Source organism: Shewanella sp. DC2-4 (genome assembly GCF_013248875.1).
GTDB classification, from domain to species: Bacteria; Pseudomonadota; Gammaproteobacteria; order Enterobacterales; family Shewanellaceae; genus Shewanella; species Shewanella oncorhynchi.
The window spans coordinates 3,068,232-3,088,731 of sequence record NZ_JABRVR010000002.1 but is presented as its reverse complement, the minus strand read 5'-3'; the positions used below and the strand labels follow the sequence as shown (position 1 = coordinate 3,088,731).

Genomic DNA, 20,500 nt, shown 5'->3' with positions numbered 1-20,500 from the left:
TGAGCGTATCTACGCCTCATTTTCGGGTGGAGAAGTACTATGGCAATCACCTCGAGCGTCACCAATAAACCGACAACAAAGACGCAAGAAAAAGTACTGCTCAAGATTGAGCGGGTAAGCAAATTATTCGATGACGTGCGGGCTGTCGACGATGTGTCATTAACTATCAATAAAGGCGAAATTTTTGCCTTACTTGGCGGGTCAGGTTCGGGTAAGTCAACACTACTGCGCATGTTGGCGGGTTTTGAAAAGCCCACCTCTGGCCGTATTTTCCTTGATGGGGAAGATATCACCGATTTACCGCCATACGAACGTCCCATCAATATGATGTTTCAATCCTATGCTTTGTTTCCCCACATGACAGTGGCACAAAACATTGCATTTGGTTTGAAGCAAGACAAGCTGCCTAAAGCCGAAATTGAACAGCGTGTGCAAGATATGCTGAAACTCGTGCATATGGAGCAATACGGTAAGCGTAAACCGCATCAGTTATCTGGTGGTCAGCGCCAGCGTGTTGCACTTGCCCGTTCATTGGCGAAACGACCTAAATTATTACTGCTCGATGAGCCTATGGGCGCATTAGATAAAAAACTGCGTACCCAAATGCAGCTAGAAGTGGTTGAAATCCTTGAGCGTGTCGGCGTGACCTGCGTGATGGTGACCCACGATCAGGAAGAAGCCATGACAATGGCTGGTCGAATTTCGATCATGAGTGATGGCTGGATAGCTCAAACTGGCTCGCCAATGGATATTTACGAAAGCCCGAACAGCCGCATGATTGCCGAGTTTATCGGTACTGTGAATTTGTTTGGTGGCGCGATTGAAGTGGATGAGGTCGACCATCTGATCATCAAGTCCAATGATTTGGCCCAACCTTTCTATGTCGGTTATGGCGTCACGACTAACGTTGAAGATAAGAATGTTTGGCTAGCTGTGCGTCCCGAAAAGACCATTATTAGCCGTGAACAGCCTGAAGGTCAGTACAACTGGGCGAAAGGAATCGTGCATGATATCGCTTATTTAGGCGGTATTTCAGTCTATTACATTCGTTTAGAGAATGGTCAAATCGTACAGTGCAGTATGACTAACCGTGAACGCCGCGCCGATCATGCCACATGGGATGACGAAGTGTTCATTAGTTGGGAGGACACCAGTGGCGTGGTGTTGAGATCATGAAGAAACCCATTAAAGTAAAGTGGCTTAAGGGCCGCTTCTGGACCATAGGTATTCCCTACGCTTGGCTGCTGCTGTTTTTTGCCTTACCGTTTGCGATTGTCCTTAAACTGAGTTTTTCGACGGCGGCGATTGCTATCCCGCCCTATGAAGCAACATTCCAATATGCAGACGATGTATTAAATATCTTCCTGCATTTGGGTAACTATTTGATGTTGCTTGATGATTCGCTATATTACATGGCTTATCTCAGCTCATTGAAAATGGCGTTAATTTCGACCTTGGGCTGCTTGATTATTGGCTACCCAATGGCCTATGCCATTGCCCGTGCCCCTGCGCGGTTGCAAACCGTGCTGCTGCTGTTAGTTATGTTGCCTTCTTGGACTTCATTTTTAATCCGTGTTTACGCTTGGATGGGGATCTTAAGTAACACAGGGATCATCAATAATTCACTGATGTGGTTGGGGGTTATTTCTGAGCCGTTACAGATCCTCAATACCAATATTGCCGTGTATATCGGTATTATCTATGCGTATTTACCCTTTATGATTCTGCCCTTGTACGCCACCTTAGTGAAACTTGATATGAGTTTGATTGAAGCTGCGTCTGACTTAGGTTCAAGCCGTTTGAATACCTTCTGGAAAATCACTTTCCCGCTGTCAAAAAGTGGTGTGATTGCTGGTTCTATGTTGGTGTTTATTCCTGCCGTGGGTGAGTTTGTGATCCCAGAGCTACTCGGTGGTCCCGATTCCTTGATGATAGGTCGAGTGTTATGGCAAGAGTTTTTCAATAACCGCGACTGGCCTGTGGCTTCGTCACTGGCGATTGTGATGCTGGGCTTATTGATTATTCCGATCACTTTATTCCATCGCTATCAGGCGCGTAGTTTGGAGAAAGACCTATGAAAAAATTAAGCTTTTCTTCAGTAATGCTCTGGTTTGGCTTGTTTTTCTTGTATGCACCTATGTTAGTGCTGGTGATTTATTCCTTTAACGACTCTAAATTAGTGACGGTATGGGGCGGATTTTCACCTAAATGGTATGGCGAGTTATTTCAAGACCAACAAATTTTAGATGCAGTATGGACCAGCCTGCGGATTGCGTTTTATAGCTCAACTATGGCGGTCATTATCGGTACTATGGCAGCCTTTGTGATGACACGCTTTAAGCGTTCATGGGCAAAACTGACCCTGTCGAACATGATTACTGCACCGCTGGTAATGCCTGAAGTGATCACTGGTCTGTCTTTGCTTTTACTGTTTGTGCACATGGCAGATTTGTTGGGCTGGCCCAGAGAGCGTGGCATGATGACAGTGTGGATTGCACACTCAACATTTTGTGCTGCCTATGTGGCTGTGGTGGTGTCTTCAAGATTGCGCGAGCTTGATATGTCAATCGAAGAGGCGGCAATGGACTTAGGGGCAACACCGCTCAAGACTTTCTTCTTGATCACTGTGCCTATGATTTCGCCGGCGCTGGTGGCGGGTTGGTTGTTGTCATTCAGTTTGTCCTTAGACGATTTAGTGATCGCAAGTTTTGCCTCAGGCCCTGGTGCAACGACCTTGCCTATGGTGGTGTTCTCTTCTGTACGTTTAGGCGTTTCTCCTAAGATCAATGCCTTAGCGACGCTGATCATACTGTGTGTTTCACTCATCGCTTTCCTTTCTTGGTATATGGCAAGACGGGCAGAGAAACGCGACCGTACACCAATGAACTAGTTAGCTTAATTTTGGGATGGCTTTGGTATTGCCAAAGCCATCCTTGATATTTGTCACCGCTCCCATCACCCGCTTTGCTTTGCAGGCTAGTCCTGTTACTCAAGATCACCAGAATTGAATCACTGAGCTAAAAATAATCGCGTGTTTGATATATCAAACAAAATGTAAATTATTGCGCTTTTCTGGCTAGTGTTTCGTTTTATGAAGGTGTAGGATGTGATGGCTGTTTAAAATAATGAACATTAGAATTCAAGGGAACAACATGTCTGCCATAGCTCACGCTGGATCATATTATGCGGCATCGGCCAACGATAAGGTTGAACGTCCGCGTCTACAGGAATCGATTGAAGCCGATGTTTGTGTGATTGGCGCAGGTTATACAGGCCTTTCTGCCGCGCTGCATTTATTAGAATCTGGCATGAGTGTGGTGGTGTTAGAAGCCGCTCGCATTGGCTGGGGCGCCTCGGGCCGTAATGGCGGACAAATCGTTAATAGTTATAGCCGTGACATTGATACTATTGAAAAAACAGTCGGTAAAGAACAAGGTAAACTCTTTGGCCAAATGGCCTTTGAGGGCGGGCAAATCATCCGTGATCGTATTGCTAAGTATAATATTCAATGCGATCTAAAAGATGGCGGCGTGTTTGCCGCGATGAACGAAAAGCAAATGGGCCATCTACGCCATCAAAAACAACTGTGGGAAAGCCACGGCCATGTTAATCAGCTCGAACTTCTCGATGCTAAAGGTATTCGCGGTGTGGTAAATACTGAGCGTTATGTCGGTGGTCTACTCGATAAAAGCGGTGGCCATATTCACCCGCTTAATTTAGCCCTAGGCGAAGCGCGCGCGGTTGAATCCCTCGGCGGTAAAATTTTTGAAGACTCAGCGGTGTTAAGTGTCGATGAGGGCGATAGCCCTGTTGTGCATACGGCGCAGGGCAGTGTCAAAGCCAAGTTTGTGGTCGTGGCGGGTAACGCTTATTTAGGTAAGTTAATGCCTGAGTTGCAGGCGAAATCTATGCCCTGCGGCACGCAAGTGATTACCACAGAGCCTTTGAGTGCCGATCTGGCGGCGAGCTTATTACCGCAGGATTACTGCGTCGAAGACTGTAACTATCTACTCGATTATTTCCGTCTGTCTGGCGACAAGCGGATGATTTACGGCGGTGGCGTAGTGTATGGTGCCCGCGATCCGGCGGACATTAAATCGATCATTATTCCGAATATGCTCAAAACCTTCCCACAATTAAAGGATGTGAAGATCGATTATGCGTGGACGGGTAACTTCCTACTGACGCTATCGCGCCTGCCACAAGTCGGTCGTATCGGTAAGAATATCTATTATTCACAGGGTTGCAGTGGCCACGGTGTCACTTATACCCATCTGGCAGGCAAGTTATTGGCTGAAATGCTCAACGGCCAAGCCACGCGCTTCGATGCCTTTGCTGCATTGCCACATTATCCTTTCCCCGGCGGTCACGCACTTCGCGTCCCTTTTAGTGCTATCGGAGCTTGGTATTACACGTTAAGAGACAAACTAGGTCTTTAACATCATCACTTTTAAGAAGCTAAGTAGCTTCATAATACGAGGAAATCCTTGTGCAATTAAATGATCCGAGTTTGCTACGTCAACAGTCTTTTATTAATGGTCAATGGTGTGATGCCGTTTCTGGTGACACGCTAAAGGTGGTTAATCCCGCAACCAATGCCGTGATTGGCTACGTTCCTAATATGGGACAAGTTGAAACTGAAATGGCGATTAAGGCGGCAGAAGCGGCTTTACCTGCATGGCGAGCACTCACAGCCAAAGAGCGCGGCGCTAAGTTAAGGCGTTGGTTTGAATTACTCAATGAAAACAGTGATGACTTAGCATTACTCATGACGACTGAGCAGGGTAAACCGCTGGCAGAAGCGAAAGGTGAAGTAACCTATGCCGCTTCGTTTATCGAGTGGTTTGCCGAAGAAGCTAAACGTATTTATGGCGATACCATTCCTGGGCATCAAGGGGATAAGCGCTTGATAGTAATTAAGCAGCCTGTCGGTGTAACCGCCGCGATTACGCCGTGGAACTTTCCTGCTGCTATGATCACCCGCAAAGCCGCTCCAGCGTTAGCTGCGGGTTGCACTATGGTGGTAAAACCTGCGCACCAAACACCCTTTACCGCATTAGCGATGGCTGAACTTGCTAAGCGTGCAGGTATTCCTGCGGGCGTATTTAGTGTGTTAACGGGTGATGCGGTGCAGATTGGTAATGAAATGTGCAGCAACCCGATAGTGCGTAAGCTGTCTTTCACTGGCTCAACCAATATCGGTATTAAATTAATGGCGCAATGTGCGCCTACCTTAAAAAAACTGTCGCTAGAGCTTGGCGGCAATGCACCATTTATCGTATTTAACGATGCCAATATCGATGCCGCTGTCGAAGGCGCCATGATAGCTAAATATCGTAATGCCGGCCAAACCTGCGTCTGCGCTAACCGCATTTATGTGCAAGACGGTGTATATGACGAGTTTGCCTTAAAACTCAGCACTGCAGTGGGCAAGCTTAAGGTTGGAGAGGGCATTAACGAGGGCGTCACTACGGGTCCGTTGATCAATGCTGCCGCAGTCGAGAAAGTACAAAGTCACCTTATCGATGCTATCGCTAAAGGCGCCTCTGTGCTCGCGGGCGGCAAAGTTCATGATCTTGGCGGTAATTTCTTCGAGCCAACCGTGCTCACCAATGTCGATAAAAGCATGCTTGTTGCCCGCGAAGAAACCTTTGGTCCACTCGCGCCGCTGTTTAAATTCAGCGATGTCGACGATGTGATTAAACAAGCTAATGATACTGAATTTGGCCTTGCCGCCTATTTCTATGGTCGCGATATTTCATTGGTGTGGAAAGTCGCCGAAGCCTTGGAATATGGCATGGTTGGGGTCAACACTGGCTTGATTTCGACGGAAGTCGCACCTTTTGGCGGGATGAAATCTTCAGGGCTTGGCCGCGAAGGCTCTAAGTTCGGTATCGAAGAATATCTAGAAATCAAATACATCTGCATGTCCGTTTAATACGGCCCGATTTGGCGAGTGAGGAAGACTAAATGACAACAACCAATGATTCATTGATGGCACGTCGCCAAGCCGCAGTTGCGGGTGGTGTCGGGCAAATTCACCCTATTTTTACCGCCCGCGCCGAAAATGCGACTGTGTGGGATGTTGAAGGTCGCGAGTTTATCGATTTTGCGGGCGGCATTGCCGTGCTCAATACGGGCCACCTTCATCCTAAAGTGAAGGCGGCGGTTGCGGCTCAGCTGGATAATTTTTCCCATACCTGTTTTATGGTGCTCGGCTACGAGAGCTATATCCAAGTATGTGAAAAACTCAATCAACTGGTTCCAGGGGATTTTGCCAAGAAGACGGCACTATTCACTAGTGGTTCAGAAGCGGTTGAAAACGCAGTTAAAGTGGCGCGTGCCTATACCAAACGTGCTGGCGTGATTGCGTTTACGTCTGGCTACCATGGTCGCACTATTGCGGCCTTGGCATTGACCGGAAAAGTCGCGCCTTACAGTAAAGGTATGGGACTTATGTCGGCGAATGTGTTCCGCGCCGAGTTCCCGTGCGAAATGCATGGCGTGTCCGATGATGATGCTATGGCCTCGATTGAACGTATCTTTAAAAATGATGCCGAGCCGAGTGATATCGCCGCCATTATTTTAGAGCCAGTGCAGGGCGAGGGCGGTTTCTACGCCGCATCGCCCGCCTTTATGCAACGTTTACGCGCACTATGCGACCGTGAAGGCATTATGCTGATCGCCGATGAAGTGCAAACAGGCGCGGGCCGTACAGGCACTTTCTTCGCTATGGAGCAAATGGGGGTTGCTGCAGATATCACGACCTTTGCCAAATCTATTGCGGGTGGTTTTCCACTCTCGGGCATTACTGGCCGCGCCCAAGTCATGGACGCAGTGGGTCCCGGTGGTCTTGGTGGTACTTATGGTGGTAATCCGTTAGCGTGCGCCGCTGCGCTTGCTGTCATTGAAGTGTTTGAAGAAGAAAAGTTGCTAGAAAGGGCAAATGCCATTGGTGAGCGCATTAAGTCTGCCCTGAATGTAATGCAGGTCGAACATGCGCAAATCGCCGATGTGCGTGGTTTAGGCGCTATGATCGCCATCGAATTGATGGAAGAGGGTAAACCTGCACCGCACTATTGCGCGCAAGTGTTGAGCGATGCCCGTGACCGTGGATTGATTTTATTATCCTGCGGTACTTACGGTAATGTGCTGCGCATTTTGGTGCCATTAACGGCGCCGGATGCACAAATTGATGCAGGCCTTGGTATTCTTAACGCCAGCTTCAATGCCGTACTGAAAAGCTAATATCACTTTGATATAAAAACGGTTTTAGATGACAGTTTTGCATAATAAAAATCCCGCTTCGGCGGGATTTTTATTGGGGCGATTGTTTTGGAGTTGGCTGTTTTTACTGCCAGTGACTTTCAGCACTCATCAGTTAAATGAATCGCTATTTTTTAATCTCCATTAGGATCTGCAGCGCTTTTTTGCGTTTATCAAGATCATACAAGTCGTTGGTAAAGATAAACTCATTCACGCCGAGTTCTTTTACGATCATTTCCAAACGATGCTTAATCGTCGCTGGGCCACCAGTAACTGATAAACCTAAGAAATTATCGACATAGGTTTCTTCTTGCGCACTCCATAAGCCATCCATAGTGTCAACCGGTGGCTTTAGCCATAACTCGTGACCACGGATAAGTGCCAGCACGCGCTGTTTTGAGGTCGTTCCCAAATATTGCGCCTCTTCATCTGTATCGGCGGCAACTAACGGTAAGCCAAGCATCACATAGGGTTTATCAAGCACTTGAGAAGGTTTAAAGTCGCGGCGATAGATTTCAATCGCATCGTAGAGAAAGCGTGGTGCAAAGTGGCCCGCAAACACATAGGGTAAACCGCGCTGCGCCGCTAACTGTGCGCTAAAGAGACTCGATCCCAATAACCAAATCGGCACATTAGTGCCTTCTCCGGGAATCGCTCGCACCGCATGGCGACCATTGTAAGGGCCGAGTAAGGTTTGTAATTCACTGACTTCTTCGGGGAATTGTTCGGCGCGACTGGTATCACGGTTCAGTGCTCGGCTGGTAATTTGATCGCTGCCGGGCGCGCGGCCCAGTCCTAAATCGATTCGACCAGGATATAAGCTTTCAAGGGTACCGAACTGTTCGGCGACCACTAAAGGCGCATGGTTTGGCAGCATAATCCCACCCGCGCCGACGCGAATACGCTGAGTATTGCCAGCAATATAGCCAATTAATACCGAGGTCGCCGCGCTAGCGATACCGGGCATATTATGGTGTTCGGCAAACCAAAAACGATTAAAGCCGAGTCTGTCGGCTTCCTTGGCATACTGCAAACTGCTGTGCAGTGTTTCACCCACGCTTGAGCCTTGGCGCATGGGCGCGAGTTCCAATAGCGAGAAGGGAATATCGGCCAATATTGATGTCTGCTGTGACATAGTGTCTCCAAGTGACTGCCGTTTTTGCTAGCGACAACAAGAGGTGCTAACTGTGTTAGCGTATTGTTTGTTGCATTGCTAGGCTCATTGCTAAGAAAAAGCGTTAACGGCTCAGTCTTGATGAATAAAGGTATTCAGTGATATTGATATGGGGCTAAGTTCCGTGCTTCTCAAGCTTGAACGGCTAACTCTTTACCCTTCGTTATTTCATTAGTTATGTCAATTTGAGTTTGCACTTGAGCAGCGCTATTAAATCGAGTGCGTCCGAGTTCATACTTGCTTTGTAACAAATTGAGGGGCTGAAGTCATCCGCGTGTGAGGGCCGATAATGTGGAACTGAAGTTCTTATTCTCAGCAACTCAGCGCTAAGCCAGTCACAGTAGGATTGCATGACTTTCGCTAAAGCTCATTTGGTTATGAGTAGCAATATAAGGGTATAAACGATGTTGAATGAAGTGATAAAAAAACTACCGATAGCAGGGCTATCGGCAGTTAATGTTATGCAATAGAAAAATCGCTATTGTCAGTCGAGCATTACTGCTCGGCTTTCACATCCCGTAGCGATGCCGCAGCACTTTCACTAATATCATCATCAGCAGCATTGTTATGTGAATGGTGAGTCTCAGTCAGGCGACGCATCAGAGGTAATACCGCAAGTGCGATAAAGGTACAGACCACAGCGGCTATACCTAGTTTATTAAACAGACTTGTGTATACGGGTAAGGTTTGCAGTGGGTCGACTAAATCCTTGGGGACACTGGCGAAGTTAGCAACCACACCGCCCAGATACTGTGAAATACCTGATGCGACGAAATAGGCACCCATCATAAAGCCGCCCATACGTGCAGGTACGTAGCGAGCAATCATGGCAAGTCCAAGACCACTCACCAGCAATTCCCCTAAAGAGTAAGAGGCATAGCCCCAGATCATGATCCATGAAGAGGTTTTACCATTGACTGCAAATTGGCCCGCAAAGCCATAGATAAAGAAGCCAATTGCCACAACGGCAAAACCGAGGGCAAACTTCGCCGCGATAGAAAAGTCTTTATCATTGCGTCCAGCCCACGAATAGCTCCATGCGAGTACTGGACTTAATACCATAATCCATAATGGATTTAATGCTTGGAACTGGGCAGGTGACCAAGTCCACAAGTGGGTACCAAAAACTTGAAAATCCCAATCCACGTTACGCAGGGCAAACAGCGCGAGTGACGTTGACATTTGTTGATAGAAAATAAAGAAGAACACGGTTTGCACGGTAAGGATCAGCGCTGCAATCAGTCCAGCTCTTTCACTGGTTTCGCTGGTGCGGATCAAGTGGAAGAAGATTGCCAATACGGCTACGCCTGCTGCATAAACGAAGACGCGCGCAACAGCTTCGTATTCAAGAATAATGGCTGAAGCGACAACCGACAATGCGGATAGACCCAATACAATCGCGAGGTTTTTCTTGTTCACTGGGCGAGTATCTGGCTCAGAACCGTAATGGACTAGACTCTTACGCATGAGTGCATAGTTACCTAACCCCACCAATATACCGACACAGCACACGGCAAAGGCTGCGTGCCAGCCAAATTCGTTACCATACTGGGCGTTAACGTAATCTTTAATCCAAGGCGTGAGTAACATAGAGAAGGTCGATCCCACGTTTACCGCCATGTAATAGATGGTAAAAGCACTGTCGATTTTAGAGTCGTCACCTTCGTAAATCTTACGGACTAAGTTACCCGCATTCGGCTTGAATAGGCCGTTACCGACCACAATCACGCCGAGCGCTGAAAACATAAACCACGTATTTTCAGTGGGTACGGCCATTAGCGCATAACCCAGAGAGAGGATCCCCGCACCGAGCAGCATAGTGCGTTTGGTGCCGAGGATTTTATCCCCAACCCAGCCACCAATCGCCGGTGATACATAAATAAGTGCCGCACAGGCACTCCATACTAAGTTTGCACGTGAGTCATCAAAGCCAAGGCGCTGCACCATAAAGTACACAATCAGCGCTTGCATGCCGTAATAACCAAAGCGTTCCCATAATTCGATAAGAGACACAGTCATAAATGAATGTGTTTTACTTACCGGAGCAGTCCCAATAGTCATATCGCTTGCTTCCAACATTGTTGTTTTAATATTTGAGCTCAAAAGTATAAGGCGATAACCAATTCAAACCAATGGCAGACATAGGCAAAAACAGACTTTGTTACAAATGACCTTATCAATTTTAAGGTGGATTTAAGCGGGGACAGTTCTATCCAAGTTTTTCTGCTGCGGATAAATCAAGGAACATTCGCAGTACTATCGGATAAGCAGATAATGGCATGTGCGGGTATGCGCTATGGTGTATTTAAATACATTGAGGTTGATTGCTGTTTGTCCAGCAGGCATAGTGCGCTTGGAAATTCTAATGTAGATCACTTTAAAACGAAAAGTTCTACTTAGCAGCGTCTCTACAGTTGCAGATATGCATCAGGTTGTTAATGCACCGCTTTGCGTTAAATATATTTAAACGGAGTATATGAATGTTACGAATTGGTATCGATCTTGGTGGCACAAAAATCGAGGTAGTCGCATTAGATAGCGATGGTAACGAAGTCTTTCGTAAACGCATCCCGACACCGAGAGAATATGTTGCGACAGTCAATGCTTTGGTTGCATTGGTAACTGAAGTCGAAGACAGCCTGCAGCAAACCGCCACTATCGGAATAGGTATTCCTGGGGTTGTTTCTCCTTTTACTGGCCTAGTAAAAAACGCTAATTCAACTTGGATCAATGGTCATCCACTCGATGTGGATCTGGGGACTCGATTAAATCGTAAAGTAAAAATTGCTAATGATGCGAACTGTTTTGCCGTATCAGAAGCGGTAGATGGCGCTGCCGCAGGAAAGTCAGTTGTATTTGGTGCCATTATTGGAACGGGATGTGGTGCTGGTATCGCCATCAAAGGCCAAGTACATGATGGTGGCAATGGTATTGGTGGTGAGTGGGGTCATAATCCTTTACCGTGGATGAAAGCCGATGAATTTAATACCACGACGTGTTTTTGTGGTAATAGAGACTGTATCGAAACGTTTATATCTGGAACGGGTTTTGTTCGCGACTTTCGCGCTGCGGGCGGTGTTGCTGACAGCGGTATTGAAATTGCCCAAATGATGCAAGCGGGAGATCCGCTGGCAACTCAAGCATTTAACCGCTTTATTGATCGTTTAGCCCGTTCATTGGCCCATGTGATCAATATGATGGATCCTGATGTTATCGTCCTTGGCGGCGGCGTGTCTAACATCGATGCTATTTATACCGAATTACCGAAAATTTTGCCGCTCTATGTGGTTGGCCGAGAGTGCCACACACCCGTTGTTAAAAATTATTATGGTGCTTCATCGGGGGTGCGTGGCGCCGCTTGGTTGTGGGGACGCTAATCCTAGACTCAATCAAGAATAGTGTTTGATATTAAAGGCTGAATTCATTTATTTGAATTTGGCCTTTTTTTGATTTAGTCATTCAAAAGTTTTACATTTCATTGACAACTCTTTATCTTAAGTACTGGTAATTCTTACCCTAAGTGCTATTTTTAATGCTGTATAGAAAGTATAAAAATAAAGTAGATCAAAATAATTACGCTATTGTCGTTCTCTTGGGAGTTTACTAGATGAAGCATTTGTCCATCAGTACTAAGTTGTTGTGGATTACATCAGCATTATTTTTATCGATAGTGGCTATTTTATCTATCAGTTTATGGTGGACACTGTCGGCTCAAAACGCGCAATTATCGGATCAAGTTCAAAATACCCTACAAACTGAAACGCGGGATAAACTCGAAGCCCGCGCCGGTGAATATGGCGAAATGGTCGCTGGATTTATTAACGAAGCCTATCGTATTCCTTACTCTTTTGCCGGTATGGTGGAGAGTACGGCAGAAGAACTTCCCTTAAAGCGTGATCGTTTAGAACTCACTGTGGCGGCTGTGCTTAAGAAGAATGCGCAAGTTTCCTCCATGTATGCCCAGTTTGAACCTAATGGTTATGATGGGCTCGATACTGAGTTTCTGAATATTAATTCCAGCCACAGTGTCACGACATCAGGTGCCCTAGAGGTTTACTATACCCGTGATGACAATGGCACTGTTGCACATCAACAGGTTGAAGATTCGTCAGAAAAATACCTTACTAGCCTAAATGAATTTGGGATCCGTGATGCAGAATGGTATTTATGCGGTAAAGAAACCTTAAAGCCCTGTCTAATGGAGCCGTATTTATACGAAATCACTCCCGGTAATAAAGCATTAATGACCTCGCTAACTGTTCCTGTGCTTAAGCGTAAACAGTTTATCGGTGTGGTCGGTGTTGATTTAAACTTACCCGTTTTTCAAACCCTTATCGATAAGTTATCTAAGAGCCTCTACGATGGGCAAGCGAAAGTAACTTTATTGAGTACCCGCGGTTTAGTGGTTGCAGCAAGTCATTACAGTAAAAAGGCTCGTCCTTTAGCTGAGTCAATAAATCCAGCTATTGCCTCACAAATTATCTCGTTACACAAGAACTCTGGTTACATGGTTAACGATGATGAAATTATTGTAGCCTACCCAATAAAGATCCCTTTAGCGAATGCCGAGTGGTCCTTAGTGATCCAAGTGCCGACTGCGCAGGCGTACAAGAGTTCGATTGTGTTAAATAATGACATGGATGAAATGGCAACTTCCTTGGGAAGTTTGTTGCTCATGGTCGGTGTTGTCGTGTCGATTGCTGCTGTGATTACGATTAGCCTAGTGATCCGTAGCATTATTTCACCCTTAAAGATGATCCAAGGCCGTGTAGAACACTTGGCAAGCGCTGATGGCGATTTAACGCAATCGATAGAAGTGGACTCCCATGCAGAGTTGATTGCGTTAGCAAAAGGTTTCAACTCCTTTATTTATAAACTGAAAAACCTGATTGCCGAGCTTAAAACCCTCGCGAGTCGTTCTCAGGAAGAAAGCCAAGCTTCAGCGAAAATTGCCCAGCTCACGCGTGATAGTGTCAATCGTCAATATGGTGAAATTGAGAGTGTGGTAACGGCCGTAAACCAAATGAGTGCCACCGCACTTGAGGTTGCTAAGGCGTCTGAGCAAACCGCTGCAGAAACAGAAGCTATGTCACGCAACATTCGTCACAGTGAAGAAAGTCTGACTAAGGCGATGGGCTTTGTGGCGACTATGTCTAAAGAGTCAATGGAAGCTAAGCTGGCCGTGAGTAAAGTCGCAGACAGCAGTATGAATATTAGTCGTATTCTTGAGGTGATCAGCTCCATTGCCGCACAAACAAACCTGCTGGCATTAAATGCGGCGATTGAGGCGGCGAGGGCGGGTGAACAAGGACGGGGTTTTGCTGTGGTGGCTGACGAAGTTCGTGCGCTGGCATCTAAGACTCAAAGCTCGACGAATGATATTAGTACTCTTATCGATGCACTGCAAAAAGAAGTTCAAAGTGCTTCTGGCATCATAGATAAAGGCGCGGAACGGGCACAAATGGCCGTATCTCAAACTGAGCAAGCGCTGAACTCATTGAACTCTATGGTGAGTCAGATTGAAGAAATTTCTGGCCAAGTGACCCATATCGCGGCAGCAGCAGAAGAGCAGAGCGCGGTGACTGAAGAGGTTAATCGCAATATTACAGGCATTTCTGATTCGGCTTCTGAACTTGCGCGTCTTGCGGGTGAAGCACAGCAAAGCAGTGTAGTTTTAGCAAACTTAGTGAAGCAGCAACATGAGCAGTTAGGCAAGTTAAAAACCTAGCACTCAGATATTTGTGGAATTAGCTCATTGATTTTAAATAGGCTCTTTGATTGTGTTGCTGCTTAACACTTATCAAAGAGCCTATTTTTATGGATATTTAAATAACATCGAATAGGCTAAAAATTTAAAACAGTTCAGCGAGGGGAATGTGTAAATACACGGATATTGTGTGATAACTAGCGGAGAACAGTTTTTTAGATACAAAAAAGCCCATTGAATCAATGGGCTTTTTCGTTGAATCGGGTGGTGGCCCCTCACGGACTTGAACCGTGGACCTAACGATTATGAGTCGTGTGCTCTAACCAACTGAGCTAAGGGGCCGACTTAAGGTAATCGTCATTACCTGAAGCGGGAGGAAGTATACTAAGCTTACTTACGCTTGTCACCCGTGTTTTGGCTGGAAATTCACGCAACTGATTCAATTGGTTATCTGTTAATCAACTTAAATGCTATTGTCGCCTAAATTTAAGGCTTCGATGTTGTGCTTGTGCATAAATTGAGGTGATAAAGACAATAAAAAGCCCTGCATGGGCAGGGCTTTAATCCATCTTAGCTGACTTTAGGCTTGTAACAGCCTATTCATCTAGGAACGATTTTAAGATTTCTGAGCGTGAAGGGTGACGCAGTTTGCGCAGTGCCTTAGCTTCAATCTGACGAATACGTTCACGGGTCACGTCGAACTGTTTACCCACTTCTTCAAGTGTGTGGTCAGTGTTCATATCGATACCAAAACGCATACGCAGTACTTTCGCTTCACGGGCGGTTAGACCTGCTAACACTTCGTGAGTGGCGTTTTTCAAGCTTTCGCTGGTCGCAGAATCCAGTGGTAATTCGAGGGTTGTATCCTCGATAAAATCACCTAAATGCGAATCTTCATCGTCACCGATTGGGGTTTCCATGGAGATAGGTTCTTTAGCTATTTTCAGTACCTTACGGATCTTATCTTCCGGCATCATCATACGCTCAGCCAGTTCTTCAGGTGAAGGCTCGCGGCCCATTTCCTGTAGCATTTGGCGAGAGATACGGTTCAGCTTGTTGATCGTTTCGATCATGTGTACTGGAATACGAATCGTGCGCGCTTGGTCGGCGATAGAACGGGTAATCGCCTGACGGATCCACCAAGTTGCATAGGTCGAAAATTTGTAACCACGACGGTATTCGAATTTATCCACGGCTTTCATTAAGCCAATGTTACCTTCTTGGATTAAGTCCAAGAATTGCAGACCACGGTTGGTGTATTTCTTCGCGATAGAAATTACCAGACGTAAGTTGGCTTCAACCATTTCTTTCTTCGCACGGCGAGCTTTGGCTTCACCGATTGACATACGACGGTTGATGTCTTTTATAGCAGAAATTGCTAAGCCGGTTTCTTCTTCAACTGCTGCAAGCTTGGTACGACAACGAATGACGTCATCTTCAACCATTCTTAGGCCTTCGGCATAAGGTTTCGTTGAGGCTTTCTCAGTGTTGAACCAATCGAGGTTGGTTTCGTTGCCAGTGAAGAATTTGACGAAGTTTTTCTTCGGCATTTTGGCTTGTTCAACGCACAGTTTTAATACTAAACGTTCTTGAACACGCACGCGGTCCATCATAGTGCGCATGCTTTTGACTAAACGGTCAAACTGCTTAGGCACTAAGCGGAATTCTTTGAAGATTTCGCCGATTTCGAAGAGGGCTTTTACCGATTCAGGGTGTTCACGGCCCTTAGCTTCGATAATTTTCAGTGCGCTTTCGTAAGCGGCTCTGAGTTGACCGAATCTTTCACGAGCTTCTTCAGGATCAGGCCCTTTGTTGCCTTCTTCTTCATCTTCGCTGTCATCGTCATCTTCTTCGTCATCTTCATCGTCCAGCTCTTCTTCAGATAATTCTGAGCCGATGTGAGTGGCGGTCGGGGCGACGTCATCTTCGTCCGGGTTTACAAATCCAGAGATAATATCAGATAAGCGCAGTTCGTCGGCTTCAAATTGGTCGAATTGCTCAAGGATCATAGCGATCGCTTGTGGGTATTCGGCGACTGAACTTTGAACTGTGTTGATGCCTTCTTCGATGCGTTTGGCGATAACAATTTCGCCTTCGCGGGTCAGAAGCTCAACGGTACCCATTTCACGCATGTACATGCGTACGGGATCGGTTGTGCGGCCAAGTTCGCTTTCTACTGTTGCCAGTGCTGCGGCGGCTTCTTCTGCTGCATCTTCGTCTGTGTTGTCTTCCGACATCATCATGTCATCGGCATCGGGGGCTTCTTCGAACACCCGGATACCCATGTCATTTATCATCTGGATAATATCTTCGATCTGGTCAGAATCGACCATGTCTGCAGGTAAGTGATCGTTCACTTCTGCATAGGTTAAGTAACCTTGCTCTTTACCTTTGGCAAGCAACAGCTTAAGTTGCGACTGCGGAGTATGATCCATAGATATCATCCAAGTTGGGAAACTGTTACAACGACGGACACTTAGCATAAGCCAAGTGCCGCGCAAATCGTCAATTATAGCCGTGTGCACATATCTGTGCTAGTCACTGGGGCAGCGAATGAGGACATTTTTGCCTCAGTTTAACCCTTTCATGACTGAGATCAGCTTCGAGAGCTGTATCTTCTCTTCTTTTGTATGAGTCTGTTTTAGACTCAATTCCTGATATCGTTGTTCAATATATTGATTGTTCAACCAAACTAGGGTTTGTTTAAACTTTTCGAGCAAGTTTTCATCCGCCACTTGATGGTCCCATTGGGCCAATTTATGGAGAGTGCCGCTGTAGGGGTGCTCTCGGAATTGTTCAAGTAGTTGTGCGCTGTTTAACGTTTGCTCTCGAGTCATCTCCAATAACAGTGGCAGCAATTCTATGCCTGGCATCTGCAAGTGGGCGAGTGCGGGTTGTGGGGGTAAACCCATACCCAGTTTAGGATGTTGTACTAACAGTGCGATGGCGAGTCGCAATGGTGTTCCGCGTCCTTTTAATCCTTTACTTGCCATTGGTTTAGCTTGTTTCACGCTAAAGCCTAGCTTCTTTTTCATATCTTCAGAGCTGTTCATTCCTAACTTGTGAGCTAAGTTCTCAAGTAGTAAATTTTGCAGCACAGTGTCTTGAATTTTTTCAATTAAGATAAAAGCTTGTTTCGCTAAGTTGCCTTTATCTGTACCGTATTTTGTCGCTAACGTATCAAACAGAAACTCGGGTAGTGCAATGGCAGAGTCCATTAAGGTTTCAAATGCATCTTTACCAATTTTACGTACCATAGAATCAGGATCTTCGGCCTGAGGCAGGAACATAAATCGCACTTGATCGCCCGGCTTTAATAATGGCAATGCCGTTTCTAAGGCGCGCCATGCCGCTTCAGTACCTGCTCTGTCGCCGTCGTAACAGCAAATCACTTCTTTAGCGCTGCGCAGCAAAAGCTGAAATTGCTCTGCTGTGGTCGAGGTGCCTAATGATGCGACAGCATAATCGACGCCAAATTGCGCCAATGCCACCACATCCATATAGCCTTCAACGATCAGTACTTTGTCTGGATCGCGATAGCGCTGCTTTAGTTCATAGAGACCATAAAGCTCATTGCCCTTATGAAATATGGGCGTTTCTGGAGAATTCAAGTATTTGGGTGTGCCATCACCTAAAACTCTGCCACCAAAACCAATGACTCGTCCGCGCCTGTCGCGGATAGGAAACATGAGGCGGTCACGAAATCTGTCGTAACGTTTCCCACTGTCGTTGCTAATTAACATACCTGCAGTCAGTAACTTATCCTGTGCATCTTGATTCTGACGATAGCGGCCCAATAAGCCATCCCAACCGTCTGGCGCAAAGCCAATACCAAAATGTTCTACTACATCATCGGATAAACCGCGATAGGCAAGATAATCGATAACTTTTTGTTTATCTTGGTGTTGTCTAAGTTGGTTTTGAAAGTAAAGGCTTGCTTCTTCCATGAGTTGATATAAGTCACGACTTAAACCGTCATCATGTCGCTTGCCTGTGCCTTGTTCTCTGGGAACCTCTAATCCAAGCTGGCCCGCCAAATCTTCAATGGCATCAATAAAATCGAGTCGGTCATACTCCATCACAAAATCGATGGCGTTGCCGTGAGCACCGCAGCCAAAGCAATGATAGAACTGTTTATCACGGCTGACGGTAAACGAAGGTGATTTTTCGCTATGAAAAGGACAACAGGCCGAGTAGTTCTTACCCGCCTTTTTCAAGGGCACTTTACGATCGATAAGTTCGACTATGTCAGTGCGAGCGATTAGCTCATTGATAAAATCACGAGGTATTGCCATTGAGTGCTTAAAATCCCGCCTTGCGCGAATTTAAACAAACAAGCCGCGCATAGGCACGGCTTGTTCATACAGTGAAACGCTAATTATTGCAATTTAGCACGGATCATAGCGCCGATAGCGCCCATGTCTGCACGTCCTTGCACTTTAGATTTCAATGCTCCCATTACTTTGCCCATATCCGCCATGGCGGATGCACCTACTTCTACAATAGTTGCATCGATGAGCGCCGCGATTTCCGCCTCTGTAAGAGGGGTAGGCAGGAAAGCTTCAATAACTTGAATCTCTGCTGCTTCCACGTCGGCCAACTCGTTACGACCCGCTGCTTCAAATTGAGCAATCGAGTCACGACGTTGTTTCACCATTTTGGTTAAGACCGCTATAACCTGTTCATCAGTCAGAGATTCGCGTGTATCCACTTCAATCTGCTTGATGGCGGCTAATGCCATACGAATAGTGCTCAAGCGCGCCTTCTCTTTGGCGATCATGGCCTGTTTCATATGGTCTTTTAGCTGATCAATTAGGCTCATATGAGATTAATATAAACGTACGCGACGTGCGTTTTCGCGAGAAAGCTTCTTAGCTAAACGTTTAACTGCAGCTGCTTTTGCGCGCTTACGTGCAGTAGTTGGCTTCTCGTAGAATTCACGAGCACGCACGTCGGCTAAAATACCAGCTTTTTCACAAGAGCGCTTGAAACGACGCAGAGCTACGTCGAATGGTTCGTTTTCACGTACTTTAATAATTGGCATACGCCATCACCCCTTAGGTGTAGGTTGTTCTGGTTCAATTGCTCGAACCAAGTCTATTTAAAATGGTGCGGAATTTTATACCGAGACACCTAGGCTTGTAAAGCCCTAAAACTGAGCTCAGTCCTATAGTGGACTCAATATGGCCTGCGTGACTGGAGTAATTGAGCGCTTGCAGGTAGAATTGGCGCCCTTTAGTTAGCAATTGATGAGACACCATGCGGGTTTTAGGTATTGAAACATCCTGTGACGAGACAGGTATCGCCGTCTATGACGATGAACTGGGCTTATTATCTCATACTTTATACAGTCAGGTTAAGCTGCATGCTGACTATGGTGGTGTGGTGCCTGAGTTGGCGTCACGTGACCATGTGCGTAAAATTGTGCCGCTTATTCGTCAAGCGCTGAAAGATGCGAATACTGAAATTGCTGATCTCGATGGGATTGCCTATACCAAGGGCCCAGGTTTGATTGGTGCTTTGCTTGTTGGCGCCTGTGTGGGGCGGTCTCTGGCATTTGCTTGGGACAAGCCTGCCATTGGTGTGCATCATATGGAAGGACATCTACTGGCGCCTATGCTTGAAGATGACGCGCCCGAGTTCCCATTTGTGGCCTTATTGGTCTCTGGTGGCCATTCTATGTTGGTTAAAGTCGACGGGATTGGCCGCTATGAAGTATTAGGCGAGTCTGTTGATGATGCTGCGGGTGAAGCGTTTGATAAAACAGCGAAGTTAATGGGGCTGGATTATCCCGGCGGTCCGCGTTTAGCAAAGCTTGCTGCTAAAGGTTTACCTGCAGGGTATAAGTTTCCGCGGCCTATGACCGATAGACCTGGACTCGATTTTAGCTTTTCGGGTCTAAAAACCTTTACCGCTAATACCATTGCTGCCGAACCTGACGATGAACAGACTCGTGCCAATATTGCGCGTGCTTTTGAAGAAGCTGTGGTTGATACGCTAGCGATTAAATGTCGCCGTGCACTGAAGCAAACAGGCTATAACCGCTTAGTGATCGCCGGTGGCGTGAGTGCGAATACGCGCTTAAGAGAAACCTTGGCCGAAATGATGAGCTCGCTTGGTGGACAAGTGTTTTATCCCCGTGGTGAGTTTTGTACCGATAACGGCGCTATGATTGCCTTTGCAGGATTGCAGCGTTTAAAAGCGGGGCAACACGAAGATTTGGCGGTAAAAGGTCAGCCAAGATGGCCGTTAGATACCTTGCCACCTGTGGCATAAAACGCCTTTGATGTTGATAGGTTATGTTGAGACAAAAAAACTGCGCTTATAGCGCAGTTTTTTATTGGAATAATGTT

15 protein-coding genes and 1 tRNA gene are annotated in these 20,500 nt (G+C 46.4%); 9 read left to right on the top strand and 7 right to left on the bottom strand.

From position 1 onward, the window contains the following. Positions 1–39: 39 nt before the first annotated feature. The 6 genes from potA to gabT all read left to right on the top strand — a co-directional run bounded on the left by potA (position 40) and on the right by gabT (position 7,248). A complete protein-coding gene (gene potA, locus HQQ92_RS14215) occupies positions 40–1,176 on the top strand; it encodes a polyamine ABC transporter ATP-binding protein (RefSeq protein ID WP_028760881.1) in 1,137 nt (378 codons plus the stop codon). Further along, complete coding sequence (locus HQQ92_RS14210) at positions 1,173–2,078, top strand: ABC transporter permease subunit (protein WP_173246196.1); 906 nt, start codon at positions 1,173–1,175, stop codon at positions 2,076–2,078. The genes potA and HQQ92_RS14210 overlap by 4 nt, the downstream gene beginning before the upstream one ends. Beyond that, a complete protein-coding gene (locus HQQ92_RS14205; protein ID WP_105249905.1) occupies positions 2,075–2,890 on the top strand; it encodes an ABC transporter permease subunit in 816 nt (271 codons plus the stop codon). Before HQQ92_RS14210 ends, HQQ92_RS14205 begins: the two co-directional genes overlap by 4 nt. 262 nt (positions 2,891–3,152) lie before the next feature. Next, on the top strand, positions 3,153–4,439 hold the full coding sequence (locus HQQ92_RS14200) for an FAD-binding oxidoreductase (RefSeq protein ID WP_173246193.1): 1,287 nt from the start codon (positions 3,153–3,155) through the stop codon (positions 4,437–4,439). A gap of 50 nt (positions 4,440–4,489) precedes the next feature. Beyond that, on the top strand, positions 4,490–5,938 hold the full coding sequence (gene gabD, locus HQQ92_RS14195) for an NADP-dependent succinate-semialdehyde dehydrogenase (protein WP_173246190.1): 1,449 nt from the start codon (positions 4,490–4,492) through the stop codon (positions 5,936–5,938). 32 nt (positions 5,939–5,970) lie between these two features. Further along, positions 5,971–7,248 (top strand): 4-aminobutyrate--2-oxoglutarate transaminase, encoded by a 1,278-nt coding sequence (gene gabT, locus HQQ92_RS14190; protein ID WP_028760876.1) that lies wholly within the window; start codon positions 5,971–5,973, stop codon positions 7,246–7,248. A gap of 145 nt (positions 7,249–7,393) precedes the next feature. Here the strand turns inward: gabT and HQQ92_RS14185 are convergent, their stop codons facing one another. Both HQQ92_RS14185 and HQQ92_RS14180 read right to left on the bottom strand, forming a co-directional pair. Then, the gene (locus HQQ92_RS14185) at positions 7,394–8,401 is read right to left on the bottom strand and encodes an LLM class flavin-dependent oxidoreductase (RefSeq protein ID WP_028760875.1); all 1,008 of its coding nucleotides are present in this window, start codon (positions 8,399–8,401) and stop codon (positions 7,394–7,396) included. Between the two features lie 534 nt (positions 8,402–8,935). After that, positions 8,936–10,501: a peptide MFS transporter gene (locus HQQ92_RS14180; protein ID WP_105249902.1), complete on the bottom strand. Its 1,566-nt coding sequence runs from the start codon at positions 10,499–10,501 to the stop codon at positions 8,936–8,938. A 419-nt stretch (positions 10,502–10,920) separates the two neighbouring features. Between HQQ92_RS14180 and mak the strand changes: the two genes are divergently transcribed. Together mak and HQQ92_RS14170 are read left to right on the top strand one after the other, a co-directional pair. Then, positions 10,921–11,817, top strand: coding sequence for a fructokinase (gene mak, locus HQQ92_RS14175; protein WP_028760873.1), 897 nt, complete (start codon positions 10,921–10,923; stop codon positions 11,815–11,817). Between the two features lie 230 nt (positions 11,818–12,047). Next, on the top strand, positions 12,048–14,168 hold the full coding sequence (locus HQQ92_RS14170) for a methyl-accepting chemotaxis protein (RefSeq protein ID WP_105249900.1): 2,121 nt from the start codon (positions 12,048–12,050) through the stop codon (positions 14,166–14,168). Between the two features lie 244 nt (positions 14,169–14,412). On the opposite strand, the gene HQQ92_RS14165 is transcribed toward HQQ92_RS14170, so the two are convergent. The 5 genes from HQQ92_RS14165 to rpsU all read right to left on the bottom strand — a co-directional run bounded on the left by HQQ92_RS14165 (position 14,413) and on the right by rpsU (position 19,191). Further along, a tRNA-Ile gene (locus HQQ92_RS14165) sits at positions 14,413–14,489 on the bottom strand. A 254-nt stretch (positions 14,490–14,743) separates the two neighbouring features. Beyond that, the gene (gene rpoD / locus HQQ92_RS14160) at positions 14,744–16,582 is read right to left on the bottom strand and encodes an RNA polymerase sigma factor RpoD (RefSeq protein ID WP_105249892.1); all 1,839 of its coding nucleotides are present in this window, start codon (positions 16,580–16,582) and stop codon (positions 14,744–14,746) included. 135 nt (positions 16,583–16,717) lie between these two features. Beyond that, complete coding sequence (dnaG, locus tag HQQ92_RS14155) at positions 16,718–18,442, bottom strand: DNA primase (RefSeq protein ID WP_173246187.1); 1,725 nt, start codon at positions 18,440–18,442, stop codon at positions 16,718–16,720. Between the two features lie 83 nt (positions 18,443–18,525). After that, positions 18,526–18,969 carry a GatB/YqeY domain-containing protein gene (locus HQQ92_RS14150; RefSeq protein ID WP_028760869.1) on the bottom strand — a complete coding sequence of 148 codons (444 nt, stop codon included), beginning with the start codon at positions 18,967–18,969 and terminating at the stop codon, positions 18,526–18,528. A 6-nt stretch (positions 18,970–18,975) separates the two neighbouring features. Beyond that, a complete protein-coding gene (gene rpsU / locus HQQ92_RS14145; RefSeq protein WP_006080725.1) occupies positions 18,976–19,191 on the bottom strand; it encodes a 30S ribosomal protein S21 in 216 nt (71 codons plus the stop codon). Between the two features lie 215 nt (positions 19,192–19,406). On the opposite strand from rpsU, the gene tsaD reads away from it, so the two are divergent. Next, entirely contained in the window at positions 19,407–20,423 is a 1,017-nt protein-coding gene (gene tsaD / locus HQQ92_RS14140) for a tRNA (adenosine(37)-N6)-threonylcarbamoyltransferase complex transferase subunit TsaD (RefSeq protein WP_131523062.1), read from the top strand. Positions 20,424–20,500: the final 77 nt, after the last annotated feature.